The organism is Bradyrhizobium sp. HKCCYLS20291 (assembly GCF_051167715.1).
Lineage (GTDB): Bacteria > Pseudomonadota > Alphaproteobacteria > Rhizobiales > Xanthobacteraceae > Bradyrhizobium.
Genome location: NZ_JBNPTO010000016.1, coordinates 162173 through 188727 on the forward strand (window position 1 = coordinate 162173; position 26555 = coordinate 188727).

The following is a 26555-nucleotide window of genomic DNA, read 5'->3' on the forward strand; positions in this document are numbered from 1 at the left end:
GTCCTTACCGCCTGGAGAACGCGATGACCCATGCCATCTGCCCTGCTCCCACCTCCGAACGGCTGCATGCGCTGGACGCAGTCAGAGCCTATGCCCTGCTGCTCGGCATCGTGCTGCATGCGGCGACGTCGTTCCTGCCGCTCGGACCACGGCGGTTCTGGCTCATCGAGGACACCCACCCGAGCGCCGTGCTCGGCGTCGTGACCTTCGTCATCCACGTCTTCCGGATGACGACCTTCTTCCTGATGGCCGGCTTCTTCGCCCGCATGAGCCTGCACCGGCGCGGTACGGCTGGGTTCGTCAAGGACCGGCTGCTGCGGATCGTGCTGCCGCTGACGGTGGCGTGGCCGCTCGTCTTCATCCCGATCGCCGCTCTGGTGATGGTTGCGAGCCAGTTTCCGCATGGCGGACCGACGCCGGGCATGGGCGGGTGGCCGCCAGCCTTGCCACGCTTTCCGCTGACCCATCTGTGGTTTCTCTACGTGCTGATCGAGCTTTATGTTGCGGCGCTGCTGCTGCGCTGGGCCGTGATTTCCATGGACTCCGGCGGCCGGGCCCGCGCCGCGGTGGACCGCCTGTTCGCTCGGGTCATGCAGAGCCGGCTCGCGCCGGCGATCCTGGCGCTGCCGATCCTGCTCACCCTCAGCTCCGACCCGAACTGGATCGGCTTCATCGGCGTGCGCACGCCCGACCAGTCGCTGATCACCAACGGCCAGGCCTGGGTCTGCTTCGGCAGCGCGTTTGCCGTCGGCTGGTTGCTGCACCGGCAGATCGGGCTGTTGCGGCTCCTGGAGCAGCGCTGGCTGCTGACCACGGTCGCTGCGGCGACGTTGATTGCGCTCAGCTTCGGGCTGGCCTTCGCGGTGATGCAAGTTTCGGCACGAAACTGGACTGCGCCGGTCGACCTCGCCACGGTCAGGCTTGCCGGCGCGATCGCCTACGCGCTCGCGATCTGGGCCACGACCTTCGCCGTCATCGGCCTGGCGCTGCGCTTTCTGGCAGGCTTCAGCCGGACGCGGCGCTATCTCGCGGACGCCTCCTACTGGCTCTATGTGATCCACCTGCCGATCGTGATGGCGCTGCAAGTTGCAGTGTCGCAACTCGATTGGCCATGGCCCGTCAAGTTTGGCTTCATCCTGTTGATCGCCATTCCGCTGATGCTGGCGAGCTATCACCTGCTGGTCCGCGGCACGTTCATCGGTCGCGTGCTGAACGGCGAGAGGCGCGGACAGACGCCGAAGCAGCTGGCCGTCGCCGGCTCGGCCATGTCGAGCTGACGCCTGCGCCCGCCTGCCTTCCCAACGCTCTGCCCTGGTCAAAATTTGATCAGGGCAGCCCGGCCTACGCGCGCTAGTTTTGTCAGCGGCGGCGCACGGACGCTGCAAGCGATGCGCAGAGCGAGGCGGCCCATGTCATTGTTCATCCGCGGCGGCACGGTGGTGAACCACGACCACTCCCGGCGCGCCGACGTCCTGATCCAAGGCGGAACCATCCTGGCCGTGGGCACCGCCATCGAGCCGCCGCTGTCGGCCGAGGTGATCGATGCCGACGGCTGCTACGTGATGCCCGGCGGGATCGATCCGCACACCCATCTCGAGCTCGGCTTCATGGGCACGGTCTCGGCGGACGATTTCGAATGGGGCACCAAGGCCGGGCTCGCCGGCGGCACCACGATGGTGGTGGACTTCTGCATCCCCGATCCCGGCCAGTCGATGCTCGCGGCCTATCAGGACTGGCGGCGCAAGTCCGAGAAGGCGGCGGCCGACTACGGCTTCCACATGGCCGTGACCTCCTGGTCCAGGCAGATATTCGAGGAGATGGAGACCGTCGTCAGGACCTACGGCATCAACACCTTCAAGCACTTCATGGCCTACAAGGGCGCACTGATGGTGGATGACGACGAGCTCTACAACTCTTTCGCGCGCTGCGCCGAGCTCGGCGCGATGCCGCTGGTCCATGCCGAGAATGGCGACGTCGTCGCGCGGATGCAGGAGGCGATGCTGGCGCGCGGCATCGACGGGCCGGAGGGCCATGCCTTCTCGCGGCCGCCGGAGGTCGAGGGCGAGGCGACCAGCCGCGCCATCATGATCGCCGACATGACCGGCGCGCCGCTCTATGTCGTGCACACCAGCTGCCGCCAATCGCACGAGGCGATCGCACGCGCCCGCGCTAGCGGCCAGCGCGTCTATGGCGAGCCGCTGATCCAGCACCTGCTGCTCGACGCCGGCGAGTATCGCTCCGACGACTGGGACCATGCCGCCGCCCGCGTGATGTCGCCGCCGTTCCGCGACAAGGCGCACCAGGACAGCCTGTGGGCGGGGCTGCAGTCCGGCTCGCTGCAGGTGGTCGCGACCGACCATTGCGCCTTCACGCTGGCGCAGAAGCGGCTCGGCCACGGTGACTTCCGCAAGATCCCGAACGGCACCGGCGGTCTGGAAGACCGCATGCCACTGCTGTGGACCGCGGGTGTCGGCACCGGGCGGCTGACGAAGGAGGAATTCGTCGCCGTCACCTCGGCCAACATCGCGCGCATCCTCAATATCTTCCCGCGCAAGGGCGCGGTCATGGCCGGCGCCGATGCCGACCTCGTGGTGTGGGACCCGGACGCACACAACACCATCAGCGCGAGCAAACAGGTCAGCCGTATCGACTACAACGTGTTCGAGGGCTTTGCCTGCACCGGCGGGCCGGCGGTCACGGTGTCGCGCGGCCGCGTCGCCTGGCAGAGCGGCGAATTGCGCGCCGAAGCCGGCGACGGCCGCTATGTCGAGCGGCCCGCCTTCCCGCCCGTGCACGTCGCCAACGCCACCTGGAAGGAGATCACCGCGCCGCGCGCCGTCGCGCGCGACATGATTACGCCGTGATCATCGCGAGAAACTACACGCGACCCGGCGGCATTTACCGGGCGGAAACCGTTGCTGGCGTTGAATGCGAGTATGGCACAGTTGCGCATGGAAGTTCGTGATTCGGCCGGCACCCCGCTGCCCGGCTTTGGCGATGCATTCTTCGACCTCAGGCTGCCCGGCGATCATTGCCGTGTGGCGCAGAACCTGCTCCGGATGATCCGCGGCGACGACGCCCGCTCACCGGTCCACAGCATCCACTTCTTCCGCGATGCGGCCGAGATCGGCCGCTGGTCGGTCGACGACGAGCAGGTGGAGATGATGGTGATGGACGCGTTCGCGGAAACGCCGCCGGCCGCGGCGTAGCGAGAGATCCCCTCCCCTCAGACGATGCGCGGGTGCGCCGTCTGGTGCCACGTCCACGCCGAGCGGATGACGTTGCCGAGATCCGAGCGACGCGCCTTGAAGCCGAGCTCGCGCTCGGCCAGACTGACATCGGCGACCAGGATCGGCGGATCGCCGGCGCGGCGCTCGCGAACCACCAGCGGCACCTGCTCGCCGGTCTCCTGCCGGATCGCATCGACGATCTCGCGCACCGAATAGCCGCTGCCGGTCCCGAGATTGTAGGCGCCGCCGCGATGCCCCTCGAGCAGCCGCCCGAGCGCGGCGATATGGGCCGCGGCGAGGTCGTCGACATGGATGTAGTCGCGCACCGCGGTGCCGTCGGGCGTCTCGTAGTCGGTGCCGAAGATCGCGAAGTCAGGCACATGGCCGAGGATCGCCATCAGCGCGCGCGGAATGAGATGCGTCTCCGGGTCGCGCAGCTCGCCGATCGCGCCCGAGGCATCGGCGCCGCAGGCGTTGAAATAGCGCAGCGCCGTCGCGGAGAAGCCGTAGGCGGCGCGATAGTCCGACAGCATCTGCTCGATCATGTATTTCGAGCGGCCGTAGGGATTGACGGTCGGCCCCGCCGCGCTCTCCGGAATCGGCTCGCGCCCGGCATTGCCATAGACCGCGCCGGTCGAGGAGAACACCAGCCGCGTGCAGCCGGCCTCGCGCATGCCCTGCAGCAGCCCGAGCGTTCCGGCGACGTTGTTCAGATGATATTTCTGCGGGTCGGCGACCGATTCACCGACGGCGCTCGACGCCGCGAAGTGCATCACCGCCTCGACGTCGTATTGGCGGATGGTGCTCGCCACCTTGATGCTGTCGGCAACGTCGCCGACGACCAGCGGCCCCCATTGCGCGAAGCTGCGATGCCCCGTCGTCAGGTTGTCGTAAACGACCGGCGTGAACCCCGCCTCGGCAACCGCTTTGCTGCAATGAGCCCCGATGTAGCCGGCGCCGCCGGCAATCAGGATCGCACCCTTCGTGCCCATGAGCTGTCCGTATCCTCGATCCTGAGCGGCCGGTTCCGGACCGCCGGAAACGCCGCAGAGTAGAACGGCTGCCAGCCGGCACCAAGCCTGGGTTGTGCACTTTGCTCACCGGCTCGTGAGCAGCTGATAGATCGGGGCAATCGCCGGCTCCCGCTGAAAGTTCCATTCGCCTGAGCAACATCGCTGAGCGCGAGCGCATGCCTCCCAACTCCGAGCACAGGTGGTACATGGGGCTGGATGAGGTACTTCTAGTGCCGCCACGGCAACGTCGATGAGGCAGGAGGCGTGTCTTGAGTGAAACATCGAGCAGCGTCGATACCGCTTCGCGTGCTGCACCGGCGCCCCCGCCCGCTTCCGCCACGCCACCAGGCATCTGGGCACGCCTAGGCATTCCGTTGTTGGCCGTGATCGTTGCGCTGGTCTTCGTGGCGCTCGCGACGACGCGCTGGAATGCCTGGACCGGCAACGCCGCGACGCAGACCACAAACGACGCCTATGTCCGCGCCGACCTGACCCAGCTGTCGAGCCGCGTCGCCGGCGAGGTGCTGCAGGTTGCGGTCAGCGACTTCCAGCGGGTCAAGGCCGGCGACCTCCTGATCGAGATCGATCCGGCCGACTACGCGGCGCAGGTGTCGCAGGCCGAAGCGAATGTCGCCGCAGCGCAGGCCGCGCTCGACAACCTGAGCAACCAGGTCGAGCTGCAATATGCGACGATCGCGCAGGCCGAGGCGCAGCAGGTCTCGGCAGGTGCCGCCGAGGTGCAGGCGCGGCAGGAGGAGGAGCGTCAGCAGTCGCTGTCGCAGAGCGAGGCAGGCACCAAGCAGCGGCTCGAGCAGGCCACCGCCGCCTATGCCAAGGCGCAGGCCGACGTGCGCGCGAGCCGCGCCGTGATCGCCGCGCAGCGCCATCAGCTCGAGGTGCTCACCGGCACCAAGAAGCAGCGCGGCGCCGACCTCGCCGGCGCCAAGGCGGCGCTGGCCGCGGCCCGGCTCAAGCTCGGCTATACCAAGATCACCGCGCCGTTCGACGGTGTGGTCGGACAGCGCCAAGTGCAGACCGGCGACTACGTCAATGTCGGCAGCAGCCTGATCGCCGTGGTGCCGCTGCCGCAGGTGTTCGTGATCGCCAACTACAAGGAGACGCAGCTGACGCATGTCGCGCCCGGCCAGCCCGTCGACCTGACCGTCGACTCGTTCCCGGGCGAAAGGCTGCATGGCCGCGTCGAGCGGATCGCGCCGGCCTCCGGCTCGCAATTCGCGCTGCTGCCGCCCGACAATGCGACCGGCAATTTCACCAAGGTCGTGCAGCGCATCCCGGTGCGCATCGCGCTCGATGGCAACCAGCCGCTGCTCACGCGGCTGCTGCCCGGCATGTCGGTCGTGACCCATATCCGCACCGCCGGCCGGGCCGATGGCGACAAGTGAGACCGATCGCGGGCCGCTGTCGCGCGGCGGCCAGGCGGCGCAGCCGCTGTTTGCCGTCGGCGCGGTTCTGCTCGGCTCGTTCCTGGCAAACTTCGACAGCCGTCTGACCTCGGTCGGCCTGCCCGACCTGCGCGGCGCGTTCTCGCTCGGCTTCGACGAAGGCGCGTGGTTGTCGACGGCCGCGATCGGCTCACAGATCCTGATCGCGCCGACGGTGGCCTGGCTCGCGACCGTGTTCGGGCTGCGCCGCGTGCTCGGCATCCCCAGCCTGATCTATGCGCTGGTGTCACTGATCATCCCGTTCGTGCACGACTATCCGACCCTGATCGCGCTTGCGATCCTGCACGGCATGCTGCTCGGCACATTCGTGCCGGCGACCTTGATGATCGTCTTCCGCAACCTGCCGATCCGCTGGTGGCTGCCGGCGATCTCGATCTACGCGATCCGCGTCGGTTTTGCGCTGGACACCTCGACCTCACTGGTCGGCTTCTATGTCGAGCATCTCGGCTGGCAATGGCTGTACTGGCAGGGCGTCGTGCTGGCGCCGCTGATGGCGCTGATGGTCTATCTCGGCACCCCCGCCGAACCGGTCAACCGCGCGCTGCTCGAGAATGCCGACTGGGGCGGCATGCTGCTGCTCGGCTGCGCCGTGTCGATGATCTACGCCGGTCTCGACCAGGGCAACCGGCTCGACTGGCTGCAGTCCGGCACGGTCATGGCGTTGCTGTCAGGTGGCGCCGTGCTGTTCGTGCTGTTCCTGATCAACGAGGCCCTCGTCCCGCAGCCCTGGGCGCATTTCAACGTGCTGTTCTCGCGCAACATCGGGCTGTCGCTGGCGGTCATCCTGCTGTACACGCTGACCAGCCTGTCGAACGCATCGCTGGTGCCGAATTTCCTCGCCACCATCACGCAGCTGCGGCCCGAGCAGAGCGGCTCGCTGCTGCTGGTCTACGGCGCGCTGCCGTTGATCGTGCTGGTACCGCTGTCGATCTGGATGCTACGCCATCTCGATCCCCGCATCGTCGTCGTTCTCGGCCTCGGCGCCTTCGCCGCGGCCAATCTGATGGGCACGCAGGTCACGCATGCGTGGGCGCGCGAGGACTTCATCGTCATCGTGCTGCTGCAGTCGGTCGGACAGGCGTTGACCCTGCTGCCGATCATCATCCTCGCGCTGTCGAATTCCGATCCCGCGCGCGCGACGTCGTTTGCCGCCTACATCCAGGCCATGCGGCTCGGCGGCGCCGAGATCGGCGTCGCGCTGATGGGGACGTGGCTGCGCGTCCGCGAGCAGGTGCATTCGGCCTATCTCGGCCTCAACATCCAGAGCGGCGACGTCGACGTCGCCCGCGCGCTGCAGCGGCTGACCGGCTATTTCGCCGCGCATGGCGCGGGCCAGGCCAAGGCCCGCGCCATGGGGACGCTCGCCGCACAGGTGCAGCGCGAGGCCAACGTGCTCGCCTATCTCGATGCGTTCTGGCTGTGCTTCTGGCTGGCGATCGCGGCCCTGGTGCTGGTCGCCCTGATCACGCGCGCACCCACTGGTCCGTTCTCGCCGACCCCGGTCAGCCTGCGACCGCGCTTCCTCCAGCGCACGAATGCGCCGTTAACATAAGACAGTCCGACGTCCAGGCTGACCGGGAACTAATCAGCAGTTGCAGCGATGCGGCACCCGGATGCGTCCGATCCCGAACACATGACGGTGATCATGCAACGTTTTCCCCGTGGTCGTCCCGAATTGACATGGGTGGAGTTATCAGTCGCCGATAGGTTGTCGCACGATGTTCACCTGTGATTCTTAAGGTCGCCGGTGACGTGTAGATCGAACAGGATCGGGGATCTGAACTCATGGGCAAGACAACGGCAACGGCGGTGGCCGTGATGGGGCTGCTGACGGCAACGTCGGCACAGGCGCAATCCGGGAGCAGCAGCGATGCGGAGATCGCGCTGCTGAAGCAGCAGTTGAAGCTGCTCGAGCAGAAGCTCGACAAACTGCAGAAGCAGACATCGGCAAACACCCAGGCCGCCGCGACGGCGAGTGCGAAAGCCGAGACGGCCAAGGCGGAGATCAAGACGGCAGTGGCCAACGCTCACGCGGCGATCCCCGTAAAAGGCCCGATGGCGCCGTCGGGCGTGGTCGTGACCATGCCAAACAACCGGCCGACGATCTGCACCGCCGACGAGCAGAACTGCATCTCGCTGACGAGCCGCGTGCATTGGGATCTCGGCGGCTACGACTATCGCCCGAACAGCGCCGCGACCGTTCCGCAAAAACTGGACAGCGGCGAGAATGTCCGCCGTGCCCGCATCGGCATACTCGGCAAGTTCCTCGGCGACTGGAACTACGCGCTGGTCTACGATTTCGGCGGCTCCTCGGACGGCTTCGGCGGCGCTGCTGCCGGCTCGCTGCCCGGAGGCGGCGTGTCCGGGGTCGAGAATGCCTATCTGAGCTACACGGGCATCCGGCCGTTCGGCGGCAAGATGGCAATCGAGGGCGGCATCATGGACGTGCCGTGGACGCTCAACGAGGCGACCAGCTCGAACGACATCCTGTTCATGGAGCGCGCGTCGTCGCAGGTGATCGCGACCGGCATCGCGGCCGGCGATTTCCGCTCCGCGATCGGCAGCCGCTGGTGGAACGACAGATTCTGGGCCGGCGCCTATGTCACCGGACCGACGACCGGGCAGATCCATTCCTATTCCAGCGCCACGCCCAACGGCATGACCGAGCAGTATGGCGTCGTGGCGCGCGCGGCCGGACAGCTCGTCAGCGGGCCCGACTACTCCCTGCATCTCGGCGGCAACTATGCGAACCTGATCCAGCCCGCCCGCAACACGATCACCGGCGCACAGACCTTGACGCTGAGCGACCGTCCCGAGCTGCGCATCGATCCGACCACGCTGGTCTCGACCGGCGCGATCGCCAACGTCTCCAGCGCGCAGGTCTACGGTATCGAAGCGGCGGCGACCTACGGCTCGTTCTTCTTCCAGGGCGAATATTTCTGGTACAATGTCGAGCGCGGCGCCAACACCGGCCTGCCGCCGGTTGGCGCGCGCAGCCTCAAATTCGATGGCGGCTATGCCGAGGCGAGCTACGTGCTGACCGGCGAGCGGCACAAGTACAATCCGGCGTCGGCCTCCTATGGCGGCATCACGCCGGCGCGGCCGTTCGCATGGCAGTCCGGCGATTGGGGGGCGTGGGAGATCGCCGCGCGCTTCTCGACGGTCGATCTCAACGATCAGTTGGCGACCGCCGCCGGCATCGCCGGTGGCCGGCAGAACATCTATACGGCCGGCCTCAACTGGTACGTCAGCAGCAACATCCGCTTCATGCTCAATTATCTGCACGGCGACATCGCACGGCAGGCGAGCGCGACCAGCACGGTCAACACAGGCTCGAAATTCGACGCCCTTGGCTTCCGCAGCCAGGTCGCGTTCTGAACGAACACGGCAAGTCTCGCCGACGAAGGCCCGGCACATGCCGGGCCTTTTCATTTACGATTTGCAGGGTGCGATGAATCATGCCGGCAGATACGTCGACTGCATCTGGTGAGCGTTGGCGGCAGGACACGACATCTAGCCGTGAACAGATTTCAAACCGTGAGTCGCAGCTGATTCGGACGCGGTTCGTTCCAGCCGCGTTCCGAACGTTAACGCCTGTGCGATCACCGTCGCATTCTGGGACATCATGCACGCGATGATTGCGGCAACTGATCCAGCGGCCATTTCGGACGCTTGATCTTCTGATAGGGCAACGTCGTCACGTCGCGCGCGACCACGCCGGGCGCATCGACCATGATGATGTCGGCCGCAATGGGCGCAAACGACGCGCGGAAATGCTGCGCTGACTTCACCACGACGAGCTTGCGCGTCGAAGGATCGCAGCCGAGCTGGGTGAAGACGTCCCGGCCGAACGCCTGGCAGCGGAACGTCGTGATCACGACCTCGACGCCGCCGGTCTCGATCAGCGCGCAATCGCCGAGCTTGGCCGGCGTGCCGGCCAGGCCGGTCATCACCATGTTCTCCTTCAGCGCCTTGATCTCCCAGGTCGCATCGACGGGATCGCCGGACAACGGCCCGATCTTGCCGCCGATCCGCAACGGGAGCTTCGCTCCGACCCCGGCATCGAAGGCGATACGCACCGCGACCGGATCCCACAGCGGACCGAGGCAGGCGTCGCCGATGTTGCGATCGAGCAGCCGGCGCAGGATGAAGGTGGAATCGCCAGGCGCACCGCCGCCGGGATTGTCGCTGGCGTCGCCGAGCACGATGGTGCCGGCTATCGCGAGTGCCTGGTCGAGCGCGGCATCGACGCCGGGCATGCGCTCGGTGACCGCGTCGCGCAGGCCGATCAGTTCGTCCGCGAGCGTCCGCACCAAGGCTTGCGCTTTCGCGCCATCGGGATCGACGGCCGCGTCGCTATAGACCAGCACCTTGGTGCCCATCGCGGGCGTATCGCCCCAGCCAAAACCGTGCACGATCGAGGCCGACACGATGCCGTCCTTGCCTTCCAGCGCGGTGATGCGGTCGACGAAGCTGCGCACCGGCTCGCGCGTGGTGTGCAGGGTCACGATCATGTCGGTATCGACCAGCGCTTTCCGCAGCTTCAGCCGCTTCTCGGCAAGCTCGGTGCAATGCTTCACCAAGTCCTGCGCGCGCTCCAGGATGTCCGTGTGCGGATATTCCTTCCAGCAGATCAGGAGATCGGCGCTGTTCACCATCAGCTCGCTCATATGCGCATGCGGATCGAGCGTGGCGCCGATGACGACATCGGGCCCTGCGATCTCGCGTATCCGCGACAGCAGCTCGCCCTCGCAATCATCGTAGCCGTCGGCGATCATCGCGCCGTGCAGGCCGATCAGCGCCATGTCGATCGGCAATGCCGCCTTGAGATCGGCTAGGATCTGGTCGCGCAATGTCTCGAACGCCGCGCGGGTGACCAGGCCGTTCGGCACGGCCGCCGCGACCAGCCCCTCGATCAGCGTCCAGCCCTTGGCCGGCCCCACCTGCCGCGCTGCCCAGAGCGGGCCGCCATGCATCTGCATCTTGTCGGGATGTGTGCCAGCGGGAAAGTAGGCGCGCTCATGGAAGGTCGCGAGCCCGGTCGGCATCGGCGCGAACGTATTGGTCTCGGTAGCGAGAGCGGCAGAGAACACACGCATGAAAAGCTGACCCGTTCGGTGATGCCTGATGCATTTGGCCGCCAGGGCGGCTACCATGCGGTCGATGACGGACGATAAATTGAAACGGCGGTTGACGACAGTGCTGTGCGCGGATGTGCACGGCTATTCCCGCCTCATGGGCACGGACGAAGCCGGCACGCTGGAGACGCTGCGCCGCTATCGCGCAGCCATCGCGGGATTGGTGGAGCGCCATGAGGGGCGCGTCGTCAACACCTGGGGCGATGCCGTGATCGCCGAGTTCCCCAGCGTCGTCGAGGCCGTGCAATGCGCGGTCGAGATTCAGCAGGAAATCTCGAGCCAGGCATCGAACGCCCCTGACGGGCAGCACATGCAGTTTCGCATCGGCATCAATCTCGGCGATGTGATGGTGGACGGCTCCGACATCTTTGGCGACGGAGTCAACATCGCAGCGCGGCTGCAGGAAGTGGCGGAGCCCGGCGGCATCGTCGTCTCTGCTCCCGTCTACGATCAGGTGCACAACAAGCTATCGATCGGCTTCGACTGTCTCGGCCAGCAACAGCTCAAGAACGTCGCTCCCGTCACCAGCTATCGTGTCTCGGTCGGCGGCCGATCCGGCCAGCGACCGGACATCTCGTTCGACGACGGCGCGCTGCGTGCGCGGACATTCGCAGCCTCGAGCGCTCGGCCTCCTTCCCGCGACGGCGGTGGACGATCCTCTTTGCTGAGCTTGGTCGCAGATCACTTCGCGGGCCTGCCTCGTCCGCTTGCAGTGGCCGTCACGGTCTCCGGCTTTCTGTTCCTGATCAATGTCTTCACCGGCATGCACAAGATCTGGTTTCATTGGCCGGCCGCAGCCTTGCTGTTCGGCGGCATCATGCGGACGGTGCTCAAGAGCAGGCCTTCTTCGGATGACGGGGAGCGGGGTCGCACGCGCCGGGACTAGGCGGCGACGAGATCGGGCACGACACGCGCTTCCCCCACCGTCTCGACCGCCACGGCCGCAACCTGTTGCCAGCACCTCGTGGTCGGTTCGGCCCGGTCCAGACGCCCGTGTTCTAAGCGCTGCAGCGGGACGCTGACCGGAATGAAGCCGCTCACCCAGCGCGGCAACCATGCACCGTCGTCGCCCAACCCGGGGAACATAGACCAATTGATAATCCGTGATGTCGAACGCGCGAAACTGAATCGTCTCATTGTCCGTAGAAGCGAAAGACGATCGGCGTCGCCTGTCACGCAAGACGAACGATCCGGCCCGGCGCGGTCAAATCTGATCGACTGTGAACCGGATCACAGACCAGCGCAGCAGAATGGAGGACCACGCCAACTCCAGCACGTTGTGCCAACCCGGCGGCTTGTTCCGCACCAGGCCGCCGGGTCATTTGACCAAAGGAGTTGCAAGATGGATTTCTTGAATCATCTCGTTGCCACCAGGCTGATGACGACAGCGCAGGGTCTTGAGCGCATCGGCGGCCTCCGCGTGACCCATCAGCTGGCCGCACCCGCCCCGCGCCTGGGGACGACATCGACGTCGCTGGCGCTGGTCGTGGATCATGTGCCTTCGGTGCGGACATGCTGCACGGGCGCCGACGGGTGCGGCGCCTGACGATGCCACGGCGGCCATGTAGCGGGCACGCGGCCCGCCACGGCTGCCTTGCGCTGCATCAGCCTCACGCAAAAGCGGCTTTGACCGCCTGCACCCAGCCGGCAAAACTCTGCGGGGCCACGCCGGTGATGGCCTGATAGTCCCCCGTCACCTCGGCGACACGGCCCTGCGCGGTGTTCGTATCGAACGAGGCGAACACCTCGGCGACCGGCCGCGGCAGCCCGGCGCCGACCATGCCCTGGATCAGGCCCTCCAGCGGCACCTGCACCACCTCGATCGGCTTGCCCGTTGCGGCGGAGAGGATCCGCGCCATCTCGACCTTGGTGAGCGCCTGCGCCCCGCTCAGCGTATGAACCGTTTTGCCGCCCCCGCCGCTGGCCAGCACCGTGGCCGCGGCGCGCGCCAGATCATCCCGCGCGATATCAGCGCTGGCCCCACCCTCATCCGCCGTGAACCAGCGTCCTGAGCCGAGAATATGCGGCAGCGAGGCGAACAGGTTCTCGAAATACCAATGGTGACGCAGCACGGTCCAGCCAGAGAGCCTGCTGTCGCGGAGCGCCTGCTCGGTCAGCGCATGATCCGGCGAGATCAGCAGCGGCGAGTTGTCCGGCTTCGGCATCGAGGTGTAGATGACGTGACCAATGCCGGCCTGCTCAGCGGCGGCGATCGCACGGCCATGCTGCTCGGCGCGATAGCCGGGACGATCGAGCTTGTCCGTGCTGATCAGCAGCATCCGGTTCGCTCCGGCAAAGGCCGCAGCCAGCGTCTCCGGCGCATCGAAATCGGCCGCACGGACGGCGACGCCCTGCGCCGCGAAATCCTGCAACTGCTCCGGCTTGCGCGTGGTCGCGATGATGCGGGCGGCCGGGATGTTCAAGGTGGTCAGGAGGTGACGGATCACGGCGCGGCCAAGCTGGCCGGCGGCGCCGGTCACGAGGAGAGTGTCTGACATTGTTGACCTTCGGTTGAGAGGCTGGGGGTCACAAGGGCATTGGCATTCAGCCGATGCCGCCATATGGTCTCATTTTGAGACCTGCTCTAGATTAGGAACTACCGGCCTCCGCCGAAAGAAGGCAGTTTTCTGGGAGATAGGCACATGAAGGGAACTGCCGCCAAGGCAATGTCCGACGACGCGACGGCCTCCGGCCCCGCGGATTGGAAGCAGCGGTTCGCTTCCTTCGATGACTGCCCGATCCGCACCGTGGTCAACCAGATCGGCGACAAATGGTCGGTGCTGATCCTCGCGGTGCTCGGCTGGCGGCCGCACCGCTTCGGCGAGCTGCGGCGTGAGATCAACGACATCTCGCAGCGGATGCTCACGCAGACGCTGCGCGACCTGCAGCGCGATGGCCTGATCGCGCGCCGCGTGCTGCCGACGGTGCCGCCGAGCGTCGAATACAGCCTGACGCCGCTCGGCCACAGCCTGCTCGAACCGATGCGCAGCCTGATCGGCTGGGCCGAACGCCACCAGAGCGAGATCAAGCTGTCGCGTCAGCGCTTTGACACCGGCTCGGGCACGCCGACCTGACTTCTGGCGTGACGTCTCACACGGCTCAATCCCTCATCAGACTGCCCGCCGATTGCGCCGCCGCGCACGCCTGTCGTCTGCATGGAGCGGGTCCGGGTGTCTAGGCGGCCTCGTGATCGTGTTATGGATCGCTGCAATTCCCTGCAGAAGATCGCAGCTTCGCGCAGGCTTGGGATCACCATGCTGCAATGCCGATGACGCAGCGCCTAGTGCCGAGAGTACGCCGGCTCGCGGTCAAAACTCGCGCTTGCCAGCCCGATTTTCAACCGATAGCCTTTTCGCACCCTCTCATTGTGCGACGGATTATCGAGCATGTTTTCCCTGCGGACCAGCCTCTCGACGGCAACAATGTCGAACACGACGGATCGGACCTCACGCGTGCCGATGAGCGTCTCGAAGACGGTGCTGGTGGCGGCCGCCGCGATGCTCGGCCTCGTTGCCGCGGCGCAGGCGCGCGATCTCACCGTCGTCTCCTGGGGCGGCAACTATCAGGACGCCCAGCGCAAGATCTATTTCCAGCCGTTCGCGGCCAAGCTCGGCGCGACCGTGCTGGATGAGAGCTGGGACGGCGGCTATGGCGTGCTGCAGGCCAAGGTGAAGGCGGGCGTGCCGAACTGGGACGCGGTGCAGGTGGAGGCCGAGGAGCTCGAGCTCGGCTGCAGCGATGGCATCTACGAGAAGATCGACTGGAGCAAGCTCGGCGGCAAGGACGGCTTCATCCCGGCCGGCGTGAACGATTGCGGCGTCGGCGCCATCGTCTGGTCCACGGGCATGGCGTTCGACGGCGACAAGATCAAGAACGGGCCGAAGAGCTGGGCGGATTTCTGGGACACGACGAAGTTTCCGGGCAAGCGCGGCCTGCGCAAGGGCGCCAAATACACGCTCGAATTCGCGCTGCTGGCCGACGGCGTGCCGATCGCCGACGTCTACAAGGTGCTGAAGACCAAGGACGGCGTCGAGCGCGCCTTCAAGAAGCTCGATGCGCTCAAGGCCGACATCGTCTGGTGGGAGGCCGGCGCGCAGCCGCTGCAGCTGCTGTCGTCGGGCCAGGTCGCGATGACCTCGGTCTATAACGGCCGCATCACCGCCATCAACCGCAGCGAGGGCAAGCATTTCAGCTTCGTCTTCCCGGGCAGCATCTATGCTGTCGACAGCTGGGTGGTGCTGAAGGGCTCGCCCAACAAGGACGCCGCGATGAACTTCATCGCGTTCGCCAGCCAGGCTGAGAACCAGGCCAAGCTGCCGGAATTCATCGCCTACGGCCTGCCGAACATCGCCGCGGCCAAGCTGGTGCCGGAGAAGTTTGCCGCCGAACTGCCGACCACACCCGACAATCTGAAGCAGGCGACCGCGCTCGACGTCGGCTTCTGGACCGACAATTCGGAAGAGCTGTCGAAGCGCTTCAACGCCTGGCTGGCGCGCTGAGGCCGCAAAGACCCTTCGGACGCGCGGCCTTCGCGGCGCGCGTCCCTCCTCGTGCATGAGTTCCGGCGTGGTCGGCGCCGAAAGCCCCCCGTCATGGACACCCCCTTCATCTCGTTCCGGCAGGTGGTCAAGCGCTTCGCCGCGCTGACCGTGGTCGATCACCTCGACCTCGACATCGCCCGCGGCGAGTTCATCGCCCTGCTCGGCCCCTCCGGTTCCGGCAAGACCACGCTGCTGATGATGCTGGCCGGATTCGAGCAGCCGACCAGCGGCACGATCGCGGTCGATGGCGTCAGGGTCGACGGACTGCCGCCGCACAAGCGCAACATGGGCGTCGTGTTCCAGAACTACGCGCTGTTCCCGCATATGAGCGTGCGCGACAACATCGCCTTTCCGCTCAAGATGCGCGGCACGCCGAAGGACGAGATCGCGGCGCGCGTCGCCCGCGTGCTCGACATGGTCAAGCTGTCGACGATGGCCGAGCGCAAGCCGGCACAGCTCTCCGGCGGCCAGCAGCAGCGCGTCGCACTGGCGCGCGCGCTGGTGTTCGAGCCGCAGGTGGTGCTGATGGACGAGCCGCTCGGCGCGCTCGACAAGAAGCTGCGCGAGCAGATGCAGCTCGACATCCGCGATCTGCATCGGCGGCTGGGCCTCACCATCGTGTTCGTGACCCACGACCAGGACGAGGCGCTGACGATGTCCGACCGCATCGCCGTGTTCAACCACGGCAGGATCGAGCAGATCGGCACGCCGCGCGAGATCTATGAGCTGCCGCGCACGCCATTCGTCGCCGAGTTCATCGGCGAGACCAACCTGCTGACCTGCAAGGTCGACGCGCAGGCCGGCGAGGCGGTGCGGCTGACGACGGAGTCAGGCCTTTCGCTGGCGGCGCATGCCGACGCTGGTCGCCTCGATGGCGGCAAGGTGCAGGTCTCGATCCGCCCCGAGGCCATCCGGATCAACGATCACGCGGCGGCGACGGCCAATCGCCTGACGGCGCGTGTCCTGGACGCGGTGTATTTCGGCGATCACATGCGCCTTGTCGCGTCCGTCGGCGAGCAGCGGCTGATCATCAAGGGCGACCGCATGAGCGAGGCGGCGGAGGTCGGCCGCGAGGTGGCGCTGTCCTTTGCCGCGTCGGATGTCTGGGTGGTGGGATCATGCGACCAGACCTCGCCCAGCGCCTGAAGGCAGCCCTGCTGCTGGCGCCGCTGCTGGCGTTCATGCTGTCGTTCTTCGTCGTGCCGCTGGTGACGATGATGAAGTCGGCGGTGTCGGACCCGGTCGCGACCGAGGCGCTGCCGCGCACGGCGCGTGCACTGGCCGGCTGGGATCGCGCGAGCGTGCCACCGGCACAAGCGCAGGCGGCCTTTGCCGACGACATCCGCGCGCTGAAGAATGACGAGCAGTTCGGCGATCTCGTCCGCCGTCTCAACAGCACGCAGTCCGGTTTCCGCAGCCTGCTCGGCAAGACCCGCCGCGCGCTGGACGGCGCCACTACGGCCGACCTCACCGCCATCGATCAGCGCTGGAGCGAGACCTCCTGGTGGACGACGATCGCCGACGCCGTCGCCTCGCCCTGGACCGACAAGAACCTGCTCGCCGCCGTCGATCTCGAGCGCAACGCGGCCGGCAGCATCGCTGCGATGCCCGAAGGCGCCTCGGCCAACCGGCTGATCATGATCCGCACGTTCGTGACCTCTGCGCTGGTCACGCTCGCCTGCATCCTGATCGGCCTGCCCTATGCGATGGTCGCCGCCTCCCTCGAAGGCTGGCGCCGGCAGATCCTGCTCGGCGCCGTGCTGCTGCCGCTGTGGACTTCGCTCTTGGTGCGCACCGCCGCGTGGTATGTCGTGCTGCAGGACAACGGCCTGATCAACGCGACCTTGAAGGGCCTCGGCCTCACCTCGGGCCCGGTGCCGCTGATGTTCAACCGGCTCGGCGTGGTCATCGCCATGACCCATGTGCTGCTGCCGTTCATGGTGCTGCCGATCTTCAGCGTGCTGATCGCGATCCCGCGCAATCTGATGCCGGCGGCCGCCTCGCTCGGCGCGCATCCGCTTCGCGCGTTCCTTCACGTGCTGCTGCCGCTGTCGATGCGCGGCGTCGTCTCCGGCGCGCTGCTGGTGTTCATGGCGGCGCTCGGCTATTACATCACGCCGGCGCTGATCGGCGGCGCCAACGACCAGATGATCTCCTCGGTCATCGCCTACTACGCCACGGCCGCCGCGAACTGGGGCATGGCCGGCGCGCTCGGCCTGGTGCTGCTGGCGATGACCATCCTGCTCTACGCCGTCTACATCCGCCTGACCGCGGCCGAGGAGCAGCGCGCATGAGGCCGCTGCCGATCCTCAAGGCCGTGTTTGCCGCGCTCGTCGTGATCTTCCTGCTCGGCCCGCTCGTCGCGGTGCTGCCGCTGTCGCTTACGGACAGCGTATTTCTCAACTATCCGATCCCGGGCTACTCGACGCGCTGGTTCCGCGAGCTGGTCACCGCCGATTCCTGGCGGCTGTCGATCGTCAACAGCCTGCTGATCGGCTCCGGCACCACGGTGCTGGCGACGGCGCTGGGCACGCTGGCCGCGCTCGGCCTGCGCGGCAAGCGCGCCTCGCTGCTGTTCGCGACGTTGCGCACGGTGTTCCTGTTGCCGATGGTCGTGCCCGCCGTGGTGCTCGGCGTCGGCATGCAGCTGATGTTCGCGCGCTACGGCCTCACCAACACCTATCTCGGCGTCATCATCGCCCACACCGTGGTGGCCGTGCCGTTCGTGCTGGTCAACGTCTCCTCGGCGCTGCAGGGCGTCGACGTGCAGCTCGAACGCGCCGCGGCGAGCCTCGGCGCCACCCCGTTCGTGGTGCTGTCGTCGGTGACCCTGCCGATCGCCCTGCCCGGCATCATCTCCGGCGCACTGTTCGCGTTCGCGACCTCGCTCGACGAGGTCGTGCTGACCCTGTTCGTCGCCGGCCCCAACCAGCGCACTTTGGCGCGGCAGATGTTCGCCACCATCCGCGAGAACATCAGCCCGGCGATCGTCTCGGCCGCTGCGGTGTTCATCGTCGGCACCATTGTGCTGTCGCTCGCGATGCTGGCGATCCGGCGGCGGATGGCGTGAAGCGCGCGGCAGGCACGCAAGTCAATTGGGTTACTCGTCATGCCCGGGCTTGTCCCGGCCATGACGTCGTTGAGAGAGTCCAAACCGTCTCGCGATCGCGCGCCCTACCCCGCCTTCACGTACTTCCGCCAGTCGTGCGCTTCCTTGAAGCCGAGCACCTCGCGCGTCTTGCGGTTCGACAGCGGGGCCTCGCGCTCGCCGAGCTCGCGGGTGACCGGCACGTTCGGGCAATAGCGCTGCAGCAATTCGCGGGTCGGGATGTTCGCCGTGACGGTATCGTTGACGGCGTTGAACACCTGGAAGCCGAGCCCGTCCTTCGCGATCGCGAGGTGCACGATCTCGCCGAGGTCGCGGGCGTCGATGTACGACCATGCGTTGCGCTTGCGCGACGGCGGGTCGGCGAGGAAGCGCGGGAACATGTCGTATTCGTGCGGTTCGATGACGTTGCCGATGCGCAAGCAGTAGATGTCGATGCCGTAGCGCATCGCGAAGGCCCGCGCGGTCTTCTCGTTGACGACCTTGGACAGCCCGTAGGAGTCCATCGGGTCGGTGTCGTAGTCCTCTTCCAGCGGAAAGTTATGGAAGTCCTTGTCGCCCTCCGCGAAGCAGACACCATAGGTGGTCTCGCTGGAGGCGATGATGATCTTGCGCACGCCGAGCTTCGCCGCGGCCTCGATGACGTTGTAGGTCGAGACCGTGTTGACGCGGAAGGTCTCGTTGTCGGGCTCGATCAGCACCCGCGGGATGGCGGCGAAATGCACCACGGCATCGGGCGGAGACGGCGGCCGGCCGGCGTTGAAGCCGCCGAAGCCGTCATGCGTGGTCAGCGCATTGAAGGCCTGGCCATTGTCCGTCAGATCGGCGATCAGGGTGTTGATGCCGCGGTGATCGAACGGCTTGAGATCCACATTGAGCAGCCGATAACCCTTGCTCTGCAGATGCGGCAACACGTGCCTGCCGGCCTTGCCTGTCCCCCCGGTGAACACCACGCGCTTGGCTGTCATTGTTCTTGTGATCCTTCTGAGTGCGTGGAGGCGCTTCTATCAGCTTCGCTAACGCCCGATCCATAGGAACCTCCAACCCGCCCTTGCGAGGCAGGCGGCTGGAAACGTTCGGGCGGATGGCCTGGACCACTCCCGACAGGCGCCGCTTGACCGAGCCAGACGTCAAGCGTCCGCCGTCCGGCCAACGTCAAGCCGGCCACTCCTGGTAATTCTTCCAGCCGAGGGTGGCATGGTGGTCCATGAATTTTTCTCAACAGTCCATGGCGAAGTTCGCGAATTTGTGATAGGTAGTATCGTGCGGTCTACAGATTGGGGGGCCCCGGCCTCCCTGGAAAGGACGTAGTCATGAAATTGTCGTTGAGCGTCGTCGCGCCCTCAGCTGTCGCTGGGTTGGCAGCCGTGTTGCTGTGCGGCCCGGCAGTATCGCAAGTCGCACCCGCCACCTCGATTCCCAGCGTCACCGTCGACGTGCCGAAGCAGGCGGCGAAGCCATATCGGCAGCATGAGTCAGCCGGTCCGGCAACCTCGCGCAGGGCCTCGGTCGCTGCGCCGAAGGCTGACACGGACTTCACGCCCCTGGGCGCTGAGATGACGATCACAGCCCGGGCGGCGGCCATCCAGGGCAAGATCATCCAGCTCGAGAAATCCGCCAGCAGCTGCAATGGCGGCTGCGAGACCAGCTTGCCGACGGGCAACAAGCCCTGGGTCGGATGCAGCCTGGACAACCAAGAATCCGTGAAGGTGGACGCGCACTGCACCGACACGCTCACCTACACCAGCTACGCTGACTGCCACGACACCAAGCGTTTCCTCGGCTGGGATCGCAATAAGGTCTTTTGGCACTGCACGAGCCTGCTGGCCGGCGGAAAGTTCAAGGTCGCCGAAATCAGGCGGCTGAAGAACTAAATCCGGCAGGCGTCCCGCTCCAGTCGGTTTAATCTCCGCAGGCACCTGCGCAGCCGCAGGTGCCTGCGATCGTTTTGGCGATTGAACAGCTGACATGGTCCGGCTGAAACGTTCGTCAGCATTGACGACGTCGGTCTCGCTCCACGTCATCAGGAAAAAGGCTTCGACCGACTGCTGAAGCTTTCAGCGAGCGTTTTCGACCCGCACCGCCGGCAGAATGAAGTTGGCCAACAGATCGTGCGTCGCCTGGCCCTGGCGCCCGTTCGAATAGAGGCCCTGGGTGACCATGACCACGAGGTCGTGTTCTGGAACGATGATCAGGCGCTGTCCGCCCAGGCCCACGCCGGCGACCCACCTGACCTCCCGATCATTGACCAGCGTGCGGCCGATCCACCACTGATGGCCATAATAGAACAGGCCGCCGAACATGTTGGTCGCCTGCAGGCGCGGCTTGATGGACTCCGCGATCCACTCGGCGGACACGATCCGGCGCCCCTGCCATTCGCCCTTGGCAAGGACGAGCTGCCCGATCTTTGCGGCATCGCGCGGCCGCAGGCGCAGTCCGGACGCCATCGCGGTCTTGCCGTTGCGATAGTCCTTCAACTGCCACTCGGTGATGCCGAGAGGCTTGAAGAGGACCTCGTTGGCAAAGCTGTCGATCCGCGTGCCCAATGCCTTTTCGATGACCTTGCCGAGGAGATCAGTGCCACCGCCATTATACGTGAAGAACGTGCCCGGCTCAAAGACGAACGGCTTCTGAAACACGTAGCGTAGCGGATCGGCGTCATACACCAGGTGCCATTCGTCGTTCTTGTCGTTCCACGGCAGGTTTTCGTCCCATTGCAGACCGGACGACATCTTCAGAAGATGTCGCAGCGTGATCCTGTCCCAGCCGGCGGACTTCACATCGGAATATTCGGGGAAGTATTTTGTAACGGGCTCGTCGAGGCTCGCGATGAGCTTGCGGTCGAGCGCGATCCCCAGCAGCAGCGAGATGACGCTCTTGGTGACCGAGCGCATATCGTGCAACGTCGTGGCATCGAATTCGTAGCGTCCGGCGTCACGGCCCCAGGGTTCGTCGAAACCGGCAAAGTACTGCTCGAACACCAGCTTGCCGCCGCGGACGATCACCACGCCGTGGACGTTGGCATTGGTCGCCCTGAGCCGCTCGGCGATCGCGCACAGGCGAGCACCATCGAGACCCATCTCGTCCGGCTTCGCGATCGTCCAACCGTCCTCCAAAGTGGCGGGCGCCCCGCAATCAGCCTGCTCGGCGCGCGCGTGAAGCGGGATGAACGCGAGCACTGCCGCCAGCGCAACAATGTGGGGGCGCATCCGGGATCACTCCATTCTCGCTGATATGTGCAGCCCCGTACGACTCTGTTGGATACAGACTTTCCGCCAATCGGGTGCCGCAACGAAATTAGACTCGGGATAGCGGGCCCGTCCGCCACTTTATCAGACACGACAAAATCCGCTCATCTCTGAGCTACCACGATTTCAGCCTTTAGCCGATTTCCTCAAGATCGATAGCGGGCATTTGATCACCACAAGAGAGAACAAACGTAGACTTCAGCATGAGGGGTGCTGACAGTTCTCAATTACTGCACAGCAGTATTCACGCCCCACCACAAACTCGTCCTGCACGGCATCGAACACTTCGAGCAACTTTCCCGTCCAAATGTACCTATTCACCAAAAAACTGCGGCTTCACAATACGCTTATCGCGAAGCACACTTGACAACCTGCGACGCCAGCCGGATTGTAACTACAATCATGATTTTAGCAAAATTAGAAAAAATGCAAGTCGAACTTTCTCAAAGCGAACTCGCCGCTAGGATAAATAGCGGCTTCAACCAGCGTCGAGCCTTGCTTAAGGTACAAGCTCGCGACCCACGGACACCTTGGATAGTTCACACCACCACACGGTCAACTCACAACATCTCAGCGCCATTTATTGATTTACGATCTTTCTCCCAGCGTTTTCTTCCAAGAAGCGTACTGATTACTCCATATGTGAATTACATGAGAACACTCCTTCCTGAGGCATATCACGATCTTTTACTTGGATACTACTTTGGCGGGGAGTACGTCGACAACCCACTACAGCTACTCTCCTCCCCCTCACTAGACGACGCTCAATACTCAATCGTCTGCCAAACTCTTTATCTGAACGGCGTTTCACTTCCGGCAGGAATGGAAACATGCGTTCACACCGAACTCACTTCGTTTGTCGCCGAGATCAGAACAAAAGCAACAAAGCTAAAGAAGGCAGGACAAGCCCAAGGATTTGATGACTTCTTCGCTCTTGCTGCTTCCGCAGGCTACAAGTCACCAGCCGGCGTATGGAGTCTGCGTGACTTTGAGCAAAGCGTTGGCAGCGCAAAGATCATGCTAAATGACATTCTTGGACCTGACATATTTACGATCTTACAGCAGGCCTGCGATCCCGATCACAGCCTTCCAGGCGCCACCGCACTACGAAATCTTGATACCTGCCAACTTTGGGGACTAGGCGATATCTACGCAAAATTGCTAATCATTCGCGCAACGAGAAACACAGACGGCGATCGTGAGCCGATCGAGATCGCTACACACACACGCGACCTCTGGAACTCACTTTCCGAATCGACACGAACTATACATAACCGATGGAATTCAGCCGACGACGACGCCTCGCCAAACGAGACTACGAGCAATCTTGATGGGTCAATATCGCTGCTATGCAAGATTAGAAAGCAGCTAGCATCCGAAAATACTGAAGGACTCGTCGATAGCATTCTCGCTCTTTACGACGCCGACTCAAGCCTAATGGATTGGCTCGACTGGAAAGACATCTACAACGTACTACGCTACTCTATTCGACTTGAAGGACTCAAGATTGCCGCCATCCACTATCTGATGGGCCAGCCATTTGTCGCCCGCAAATTTCAAATGGTGATCGTCGCAGAAGGCGACGGCGCATTTGAAAGTTCACTTAGATCTTCGGTAGCACGGCTCCGAACCTTAGAGTCAATCAGCACGGAGCTATCCGGCCTCTCCGGCCGGTGCCGCGAACTACTAATTAATGCAATTCTTCACCCTGACACAGCCGCAATGCTCACCGTTATCATGCAGCACGACCCGAGGTGGGCCAAGCAACTCTCAAAAGCAAGATCACTTGCCTACGATACCCGCATAAGCGCCTTTCGTCTTGACCTTGCGATCGGCCTCAATAAAGCTGGCCTGCTGGAGAAATCCCGCGCAAAAGACATCATTGACGAAGAAAAGTCTCGCCTCCGTGTCGCGTATCTTCAGGGACGCCAGCTCAACGGCCTTGTACATATTGACTGGCCACATACGCTTACGCAACTAAACAGCAACTTTCACTCTCACATCTCTTTTGTACGAAGACTCTTGCGCGAACAGACGATAGATCGCGCGACGCAATACCGAACAGGAGTTCTAGCAGCCCTTACAAATAAGATTACCGACTTCCTGCTCATCGACGGACCCGACAACTTCAAGACAACTATAAGCGACTCATTGCGCCACGGTCAGCTTCCGCCGGCAGCGAACTCCGCACTAGGCTAGCGCACTACAAGATATCGGCACAACGCACGATCGTCGACGCACCTGAAATTCATCTTCCAACCAAACATCAAACTGTTGTTGATCCCGCCGGCTTTCTTCACGCCTTAAGAGAGAGCCTCGATGACGCGGAGCAGGAATGCCTTCCATGGATCTCACTAACCGAAAACAGGGCAACACCAGATGCGTTTCATTTGCACGACCTTGTTCAAGTCTGTCTTTTCAACCTCCTGTTCGATCGGATACGCCAGCGGGCCGTGAAAGTTATCGTCTCGGAACGTAGGCCTGGCCAAGGAATAGTAATTTTAAAAACCCCTCCGCTTATATCGGGAAAGTATTTTCCGTTGTTTGAAAGTTTGACTAAGAACATACTCCAGAACGCGTTCTCTCACAGCGGATTAGGCTTAAACTCACGCCCATCGATTGAAATGATAATTGGACGAAATCGTCTAACTATAAAGACATATAACGCCATAAGCTCCGCAAAATACAGGTTTCTGAAACAGCGACTAGACACGATATCCTCCGAGGTAAATCAAGGAAACCTATCCGCCGCCGGAGAGGATACAGGGTCAGGGCTCCAGAAAATGCGATGGATAATAAATCGCCATCTAGAAGTGATACCTACTTTGCGTCCAGCAGTCTCATCAACACCGTTTATGTTCGAACTTACAATTGATGTAAGGCACCGTCATGGCGAACTCTTTAAAGAGGAAAATTCTAATAGTTGAGGATCAGCGCGAAAAATCACAAGCAATTCGTGATTGCCTCTCGGAAGCCAGCGACAATTTCGATCCAATTGGAGCTGACACTATACTCGTTGCTGGACACATGCTGTTTTCTGGCGAAGCATGGTCTGGAATCGTACTAGACCTTTCATTTCGTAGAAATCAGCAGACAGGAAGCCAACACTCACGCCCTCACTTGGCGGGACTGGAGATACTTCAGCAGCTCAACGAGATGCGCTTGGGTTATCCAGTTATTGTCGCCACTCAACATGACTCATTTGTAAGCACTAAATATGGTGATTTTGACTCGACCGAATCCCTTAAGGGCATACTGCGAGATGCATTCCCATCTAATTTTAGGGAACTGATCGAAGTGGATTTAGGAGGAACTGATTGGCGAGCCATGTTGACCAAAGCCGCCCGGAGACATTTCCTATGAGACCCAGACTTTCTATTCTTCTGGTTGATGATCTAGAGGGAAAGCGCAAAGCGGTTATTGGGCGCCTTAGAGCGAATCTCTCTCGATTCGAAGTCATCTTTGAAGAAGCAGATCGATATGAAAGCGCGCGCGACCAACTTAAGGCTCGCAATTTCGATTTCGTGATTCTCGATATAAAGATCCCTGCGGGAGGCGATGACGCTTCGGAAAAATGGTCTAGGCAGCTTATGCGAGATATCCTTGGAGGCGAGTTGTGCTATCCCGTGCACGTATTTGGCCTAACGGCACACAAGGACCTAGACCCCGCGGTAAGAGCTTTCTACGAATCAAATATGTTCGGCTTTTGTCAGTTCGATTTTGAATCGGACGAGTGGGCACTGACAATATCTGCAAAGATTGAATACTTGGCGCTCGCCTTGCATTACGGAAGCGCCTATCGTCTCAATTCATTTGACTACGACTTGCTAGTCCTTGCCGCTCGACACAAAACAGAATACGACCCGATTAAACGCGTTTTCTTTGGAACGCGGAAGACACAGGAGCATCCTCTATGGCCAGGCAGGAGTTCGTATGGCCAGGTGTCCTTGGGTCCAAAGATACGGGCGAGGGTCGCGATAGTTTGCATCGGTGAGGCAGGCCTTTCGCCCGCAGCGGCGATAGTCACACAGGGCATTCAGGTACTACGTCCCCGCGTCGTGTCAATGCTTGGGATGTGTGCGGGCTTGGAGACAAAGGGCGTAAAGATTTTTGACGTTCTTGTTGCTCGTGAAGCTGCGTGCTGGCAAGAGGGAAAATCTTCTGAAATCGATGGAGACGAACAATTTGATCCCCGCCCAAAGCCGCTTAAGTGGTCAAGTGGGTTAGGGCCCTATATTGCTCTCGGTATCGAGTCACAGAATGAAGCATTGACGAGCATACTTTCAAAGATAAGTAAGTCTGATGATTACATCGCTCTTCAAAAGAAATATGGAGATAAGGTTGCGAGTTTGCCATCTATCAAAGCAGGTTTGATAGTTAGCGGATCCGAGGTTGTATCAAGCGGCACGATCGCGAGAGAGGTGCTGAGTCGCAATCGATCCGCCCTTGGGTTGGAGATGGAGATATTCGCGGTTTACACCGCGCTGGATGTTGCATTGGGAAAGCGCGCGGAATACGTCGCCATTAAGGGCGTGGCAGATTTGGCGGATAAGGACAAACGTGACGACACTCAAGTGCTCGCGAGCACTTTGTCGGCTGAAGTAATGAAGACTCTTCTGCACGGATGGATATCCAAGCAGTAGTTTAATTTGGAGGGCCGCGAGCATCGAGACGTTCGAGGAAGATTTTTGTTTCTTCTTTTCGGAATTCATGCTATGAATAGCTGTCCCGACTCAGCAAGAGCAACTGTGCTTTGAGGTAGGCCGGCGATCGGCCGGCCTCAAGGCTGGCGCGAGACGCGCCCCCGCCTTCGGCG

At 63.2% G+C, this 26555-nt stretch carries 22 protein-coding genes; 17 read left to right on the top strand and 5 right to left on the bottom strand.

The genetic code is table 11. The features are described 5' to 3' along the window. Nucleotides 1-23: 23 nt before the first annotated feature. From ACQR07_RS28915 to ACQR07_RS28925, 3 genes are all read left to right on the top strand, one after another. Nucleotides 24-1277, top strand: a complete 1254-nt coding sequence (locus ACQR07_RS28915; protein WP_434905483.1) for an acyltransferase family protein — start codon at nt 24-26, stop codon at nt 1275-1277. Between the two features lie 132 nt (nt 1278-1409). Further along, nucleotides 1410-2864, top strand: coding sequence for a dihydropyrimidinase (hydA, locus tag ACQR07_RS28920; protein ID WP_434905484.1), 1455 nt, complete (start codon nt 1410-1412; stop codon nt 2862-2864). A 51-nt stretch (nt 2865-2915) separates the two neighbouring features. Next, complete coding sequence (locus ACQR07_RS28925; protein WP_434905485.1) at nt 2916-3209, top strand: hypothetical protein; 294 nt, start codon at nt 2916-2918, stop codon at nt 3207-3209. Nucleotides 3210-3226: 17 nt separating this feature from the next. On the opposite strand, the gene galE is transcribed toward ACQR07_RS28925, so the two are convergent. Then, entirely contained in the window at nt 3227-4222 is a 996-nt protein-coding gene (gene galE / locus ACQR07_RS28930; protein ID WP_434905486.1) for a UDP-glucose 4-epimerase GalE, read from the bottom strand. Between the two features lie 290 nt (nt 4223-4512). Here galE and ACQR07_RS28935 point away from each other — a divergent pair, with 290 nt between their 5' ends. From ACQR07_RS28935 to ACQR07_RS28945, 3 genes are all read left to right on the top strand, one after another. Continuing rightward, nucleotides 4513-5646, top strand: a complete 1134-nt coding sequence (locus tag ACQR07_RS28935) for an HlyD family secretion protein (protein ID WP_434905487.1) — start codon at nt 4513-4515, stop codon at nt 5644-5646. Continuing rightward, the gene (locus ACQR07_RS28940) at nt 5633-7258 is read left to right on the top strand and encodes an MFS transporter (protein WP_434905488.1); all 1626 of its coding nucleotides are present in this window, start codon (nt 5633-5635) and stop codon (nt 7256-7258) included. Before ACQR07_RS28935 ends, ACQR07_RS28940 begins: the two co-directional genes overlap by 14 nt. Nucleotides 7259-7491: 233 nt before the next feature. Further along, complete coding sequence (locus tag ACQR07_RS28945) at nt 7492-9084, top strand: OprO/OprP family phosphate-selective porin (RefSeq protein WP_434905489.1); 1593 nt, start codon at nt 7492-7494, stop codon at nt 9082-9084. A gap of 245 nt (nt 9085-9329) precedes the next feature. Here ACQR07_RS28945 and ACQR07_RS28950 read toward each other — a convergent pair whose 3' ends face one another. Continuing rightward, entirely contained in the window at nt 9330-10805 is a 1476-nt protein-coding gene (locus tag ACQR07_RS28950; RefSeq protein WP_434905490.1) for a M81 family metallopeptidase, read from the bottom strand. A 64-nt stretch (nt 10806-10869) separates the two neighbouring features. On the opposite strand from ACQR07_RS28950, the gene ACQR07_RS28955 reads away from it, so the two are divergent. Further along, nucleotides 10870-11730, top strand: coding sequence for an adenylate/guanylate cyclase domain-containing protein (locus ACQR07_RS28955; protein ID WP_434905506.1), 861 nt, complete (start codon nt 10870-10872; stop codon nt 11728-11730). Nucleotides 11731-12186: 456 nt separating this feature from the next. Beyond that, nucleotides 12187-12390, top strand: coding sequence for a hypothetical protein (locus ACQR07_RS28960; protein WP_434905491.1), 204 nt, complete (start codon nt 12187-12189; stop codon nt 12388-12390). A gap of 64 nt (nt 12391-12454) precedes the next feature. On the opposite strand, the gene ACQR07_RS28965 is transcribed toward ACQR07_RS28960, so the two are convergent. Then, nucleotides 12455-13342: an SDR family oxidoreductase gene (locus tag ACQR07_RS28965; RefSeq protein ID WP_434905492.1), complete on the bottom strand. Its 888-nt coding sequence runs from the start codon at nt 13340-13342 to the stop codon at nt 12455-12457. 144 nt (nt 13343-13486) lie between these two features. Between ACQR07_RS28965 and ACQR07_RS28970 the strand changes: the two genes are divergently transcribed. The 5 genes from ACQR07_RS28970 (at nt 13487) to ACQR07_RS28990 (ending at nt 18455) form a co-directional block, all read left to right on the top strand. Then, on the top strand, nt 13487-13918 hold the full coding sequence (locus tag ACQR07_RS28970; RefSeq protein WP_434905493.1) for a winged helix-turn-helix transcriptional regulator: 432 nt from the start codon (nt 13487-13489) through the stop codon (nt 13916-13918). Nucleotides 13919-14302: 384 nt separating this feature from the next. After that, nucleotides 14303-15343 carry an ABC transporter substrate-binding protein gene (locus ACQR07_RS28975; RefSeq protein ID WP_434905507.1) on the top strand — a complete coding sequence of 347 codons (1041 nt, stop codon included), beginning with the start codon at nt 14303-14305 and terminating at the stop codon, nt 15341-15343. 93 nt (nt 15344-15436) lie between these two features. Next, nucleotides 15437-16531 (top strand): ABC transporter ATP-binding protein, encoded by a 1095-nt coding sequence (locus tag ACQR07_RS28980; protein WP_434905494.1) that lies wholly within the window; start codon nt 15437-15439, stop codon nt 16529-16531. 35 nt (nt 16532-16566) lie between these two features. Then, complete coding sequence (locus tag ACQR07_RS28985) at nt 16567-17679, top strand: ABC transporter permease (RefSeq protein ID WP_434905508.1); 1113 nt, start codon at nt 16567-16569, stop codon at nt 17677-17679. Continuing rightward, nucleotides 17676-18455: an ABC transporter permease gene (locus ACQR07_RS28990; RefSeq protein WP_434905495.1), complete on the top strand. Its 780-nt coding sequence runs from the start codon at nt 17676-17678 to the stop codon at nt 18453-18455. Before ACQR07_RS28985 ends, ACQR07_RS28990 begins: the two co-directional genes overlap by 4 nt. 104 nt (nt 18456-18559) lie before the next feature. On the opposite strand, the gene ACQR07_RS28995 is transcribed toward ACQR07_RS28990, so the two are convergent. Beyond that, nucleotides 18560-19459 (bottom strand): NAD-dependent epimerase/dehydratase family protein, encoded by a 900-nt coding sequence (locus tag ACQR07_RS28995; protein WP_434905496.1) that lies wholly within the window; start codon nt 19457-19459, stop codon nt 18560-18562. Between the two features lie 345 nt (nt 19460-19804). Here ACQR07_RS28995 and ACQR07_RS29000 point away from each other — a divergent pair, with 345 nt between their 5' ends. Continuing rightward, nucleotides 19805-20365, top strand: a complete 561-nt coding sequence (locus tag ACQR07_RS29000; RefSeq protein ID WP_434905497.1) for a hypothetical protein — start codon at nt 19805-19807, stop codon at nt 20363-20365. Nucleotides 20366-20548: 183 nt separating this feature from the next. On the opposite strand, the gene ACQR07_RS29005 is transcribed toward ACQR07_RS29000, so the two are convergent. Then, the gene (locus ACQR07_RS29005) at nt 20549-21700 is read right to left on the bottom strand and encodes a serine hydrolase domain-containing protein (protein ID WP_434905498.1); all 1152 of its coding nucleotides are present in this window, start codon (nt 21698-21700) and stop codon (nt 20549-20551) included. Between the two features lie 249 nt (nt 21701-21949). Between ACQR07_RS29005 and ACQR07_RS29010 the strand changes: the two genes are divergently transcribed. From ACQR07_RS29010 to ACQR07_RS29020, 3 genes are all read left to right on the top strand, one after another. Beyond that, the gene (locus ACQR07_RS29010; protein WP_434905499.1) at nt 21950-23938 is read left to right on the top strand and encodes a hypothetical protein; all 1989 of its coding nucleotides are present in this window, start codon (nt 21950-21952) and stop codon (nt 23936-23938) included. A gap of 690 nt (nt 23939-24628) precedes the next feature. Beyond that, entirely contained in the window at nt 24629-25102 is a 474-nt protein-coding gene (locus tag ACQR07_RS29015) for a hypothetical protein (RefSeq protein WP_434905500.1), read from the top strand. Then, a complete protein-coding gene (locus ACQR07_RS29020) occupies nt 25099-26382 on the top strand; it encodes a hypothetical protein (protein ID WP_434905501.1) in 1284 nt (427 codons plus the stop codon). The genes ACQR07_RS29015 and ACQR07_RS29020 overlap by 4 nt, the downstream gene beginning before the upstream one ends. Nucleotides 26383-26555 lie beyond the last annotated feature (173 nt).

Excerpts from the sequence above, each read along its gene's own strand:
- ACQR07_RS28915 (WP_434905483.1), top strand. The coding sequence starts at position 24 with ATGACCCATGCCATCTGCCCTGCTCCCACCTCCGAACGGCTGCATGCG.
- hydA (WP_434905484.1), top strand. The coding sequence starts at position 1,410 with ATGTCATTGTTCATCCGCGGCGGCACGGTGGTGAACCACGACCACTCC.
- galE (WP_434905486.1), bottom strand. The coding sequence starts at position 4,222 with ATGGGCACGAAGGGTGCGATCCTGATTGCCGGCGGCGCCGGCTACATC.
- ACQR07_RS28940 (WP_434905488.1), top strand. The coding sequence starts at position 5,633 with ATGGCGACAAGTGAGACCGATCGCGGGCCGCTGTCGCGCGGCGGCCAG.
- ACQR07_RS28945 (WP_434905489.1), top strand. The coding sequence starts at position 7,492 with ATGGGCAAGACAACGGCAACGGCGGTGGCCGTGATGGGGCTGCTGACG.
- ACQR07_RS28950 (WP_434905490.1), bottom strand. The coding sequence starts at position 10,805 with ATGCGTGTGTTCTCTGCCGCTCTCGCTACCGAGACCAATACGTTCGCG.
- ACQR07_RS28955 (WP_434905506.1), top strand. The coding sequence starts at position 10,870 with ATGACGGACGATAAATTGAAACGGCGGTTGACGACAGTGCTGTGCGCG.
- ACQR07_RS28960 (WP_434905491.1), top strand. The coding sequence starts at position 12,187 with ATGGATTTCTTGAATCATCTCGTTGCCACCAGGCTGATGACGACAGCG.
- ACQR07_RS28965 (WP_434905492.1), bottom strand. The coding sequence starts at position 13,342 with ATGTCAGACACTCTCCTCGTGACCGGCGCCGCCGGCCAGCTTGGCCGC.
- ACQR07_RS28970 (WP_434905493.1), top strand. The coding sequence starts at position 13,487 with ATGAAGGGAACTGCCGCCAAGGCAATGTCCGACGACGCGACGGCCTCC.
- ACQR07_RS28975 (WP_434905507.1), top strand. The coding sequence starts at position 14,303 with ATGAGCGTCTCGAAGACGGTGCTGGTGGCGGCCGCCGCGATGCTCGGC.
- ACQR07_RS28980 (WP_434905494.1), top strand. The coding sequence starts at position 15,437 with ATGGACACCCCCTTCATCTCGTTCCGGCAGGTGGTCAAGCGCTTCGCC.
- ACQR07_RS28985 (WP_434905508.1), top strand. The coding sequence starts at position 16,567 with ATGCTGTCGTTCTTCGTCGTGCCGCTGGTGACGATGATGAAGTCGGCG.
- ACQR07_RS28990 (WP_434905495.1), top strand. The coding sequence starts at position 17,676 with ATGAGGCCGCTGCCGATCCTCAAGGCCGTGTTTGCCGCGCTCGTCGTG.
- ACQR07_RS28995 (WP_434905496.1), bottom strand. The coding sequence starts at position 19,459 with ATGACAGCCAAGCGCGTGGTGTTCACCGGGGGGACAGGCAAGGCCGGC.
- ACQR07_RS29000 (WP_434905497.1), top strand. The coding sequence starts at position 19,805 with ATGAAATTGTCGTTGAGCGTCGTCGCGCCCTCAGCTGTCGCTGGGTTG.
- ACQR07_RS29005 (WP_434905498.1), bottom strand. The coding sequence starts at position 21,700 with ATGCGCCCCCACATTGTTGCGCTGGCGGCAGTGCTCGCGTTCATCCCG.
- ACQR07_RS29015 (WP_434905500.1), top strand. The coding sequence starts at position 24,629 with ATGGCGAACTCTTTAAAGAGGAAAATTCTAATAGTTGAGGATCAGCGC.
- ACQR07_RS29020 (WP_434905501.1), top strand. The coding sequence starts at position 25,099 with ATGAGACCCAGACTTTCTATTCTTCTGGTTGATGATCTAGAGGGAAAG.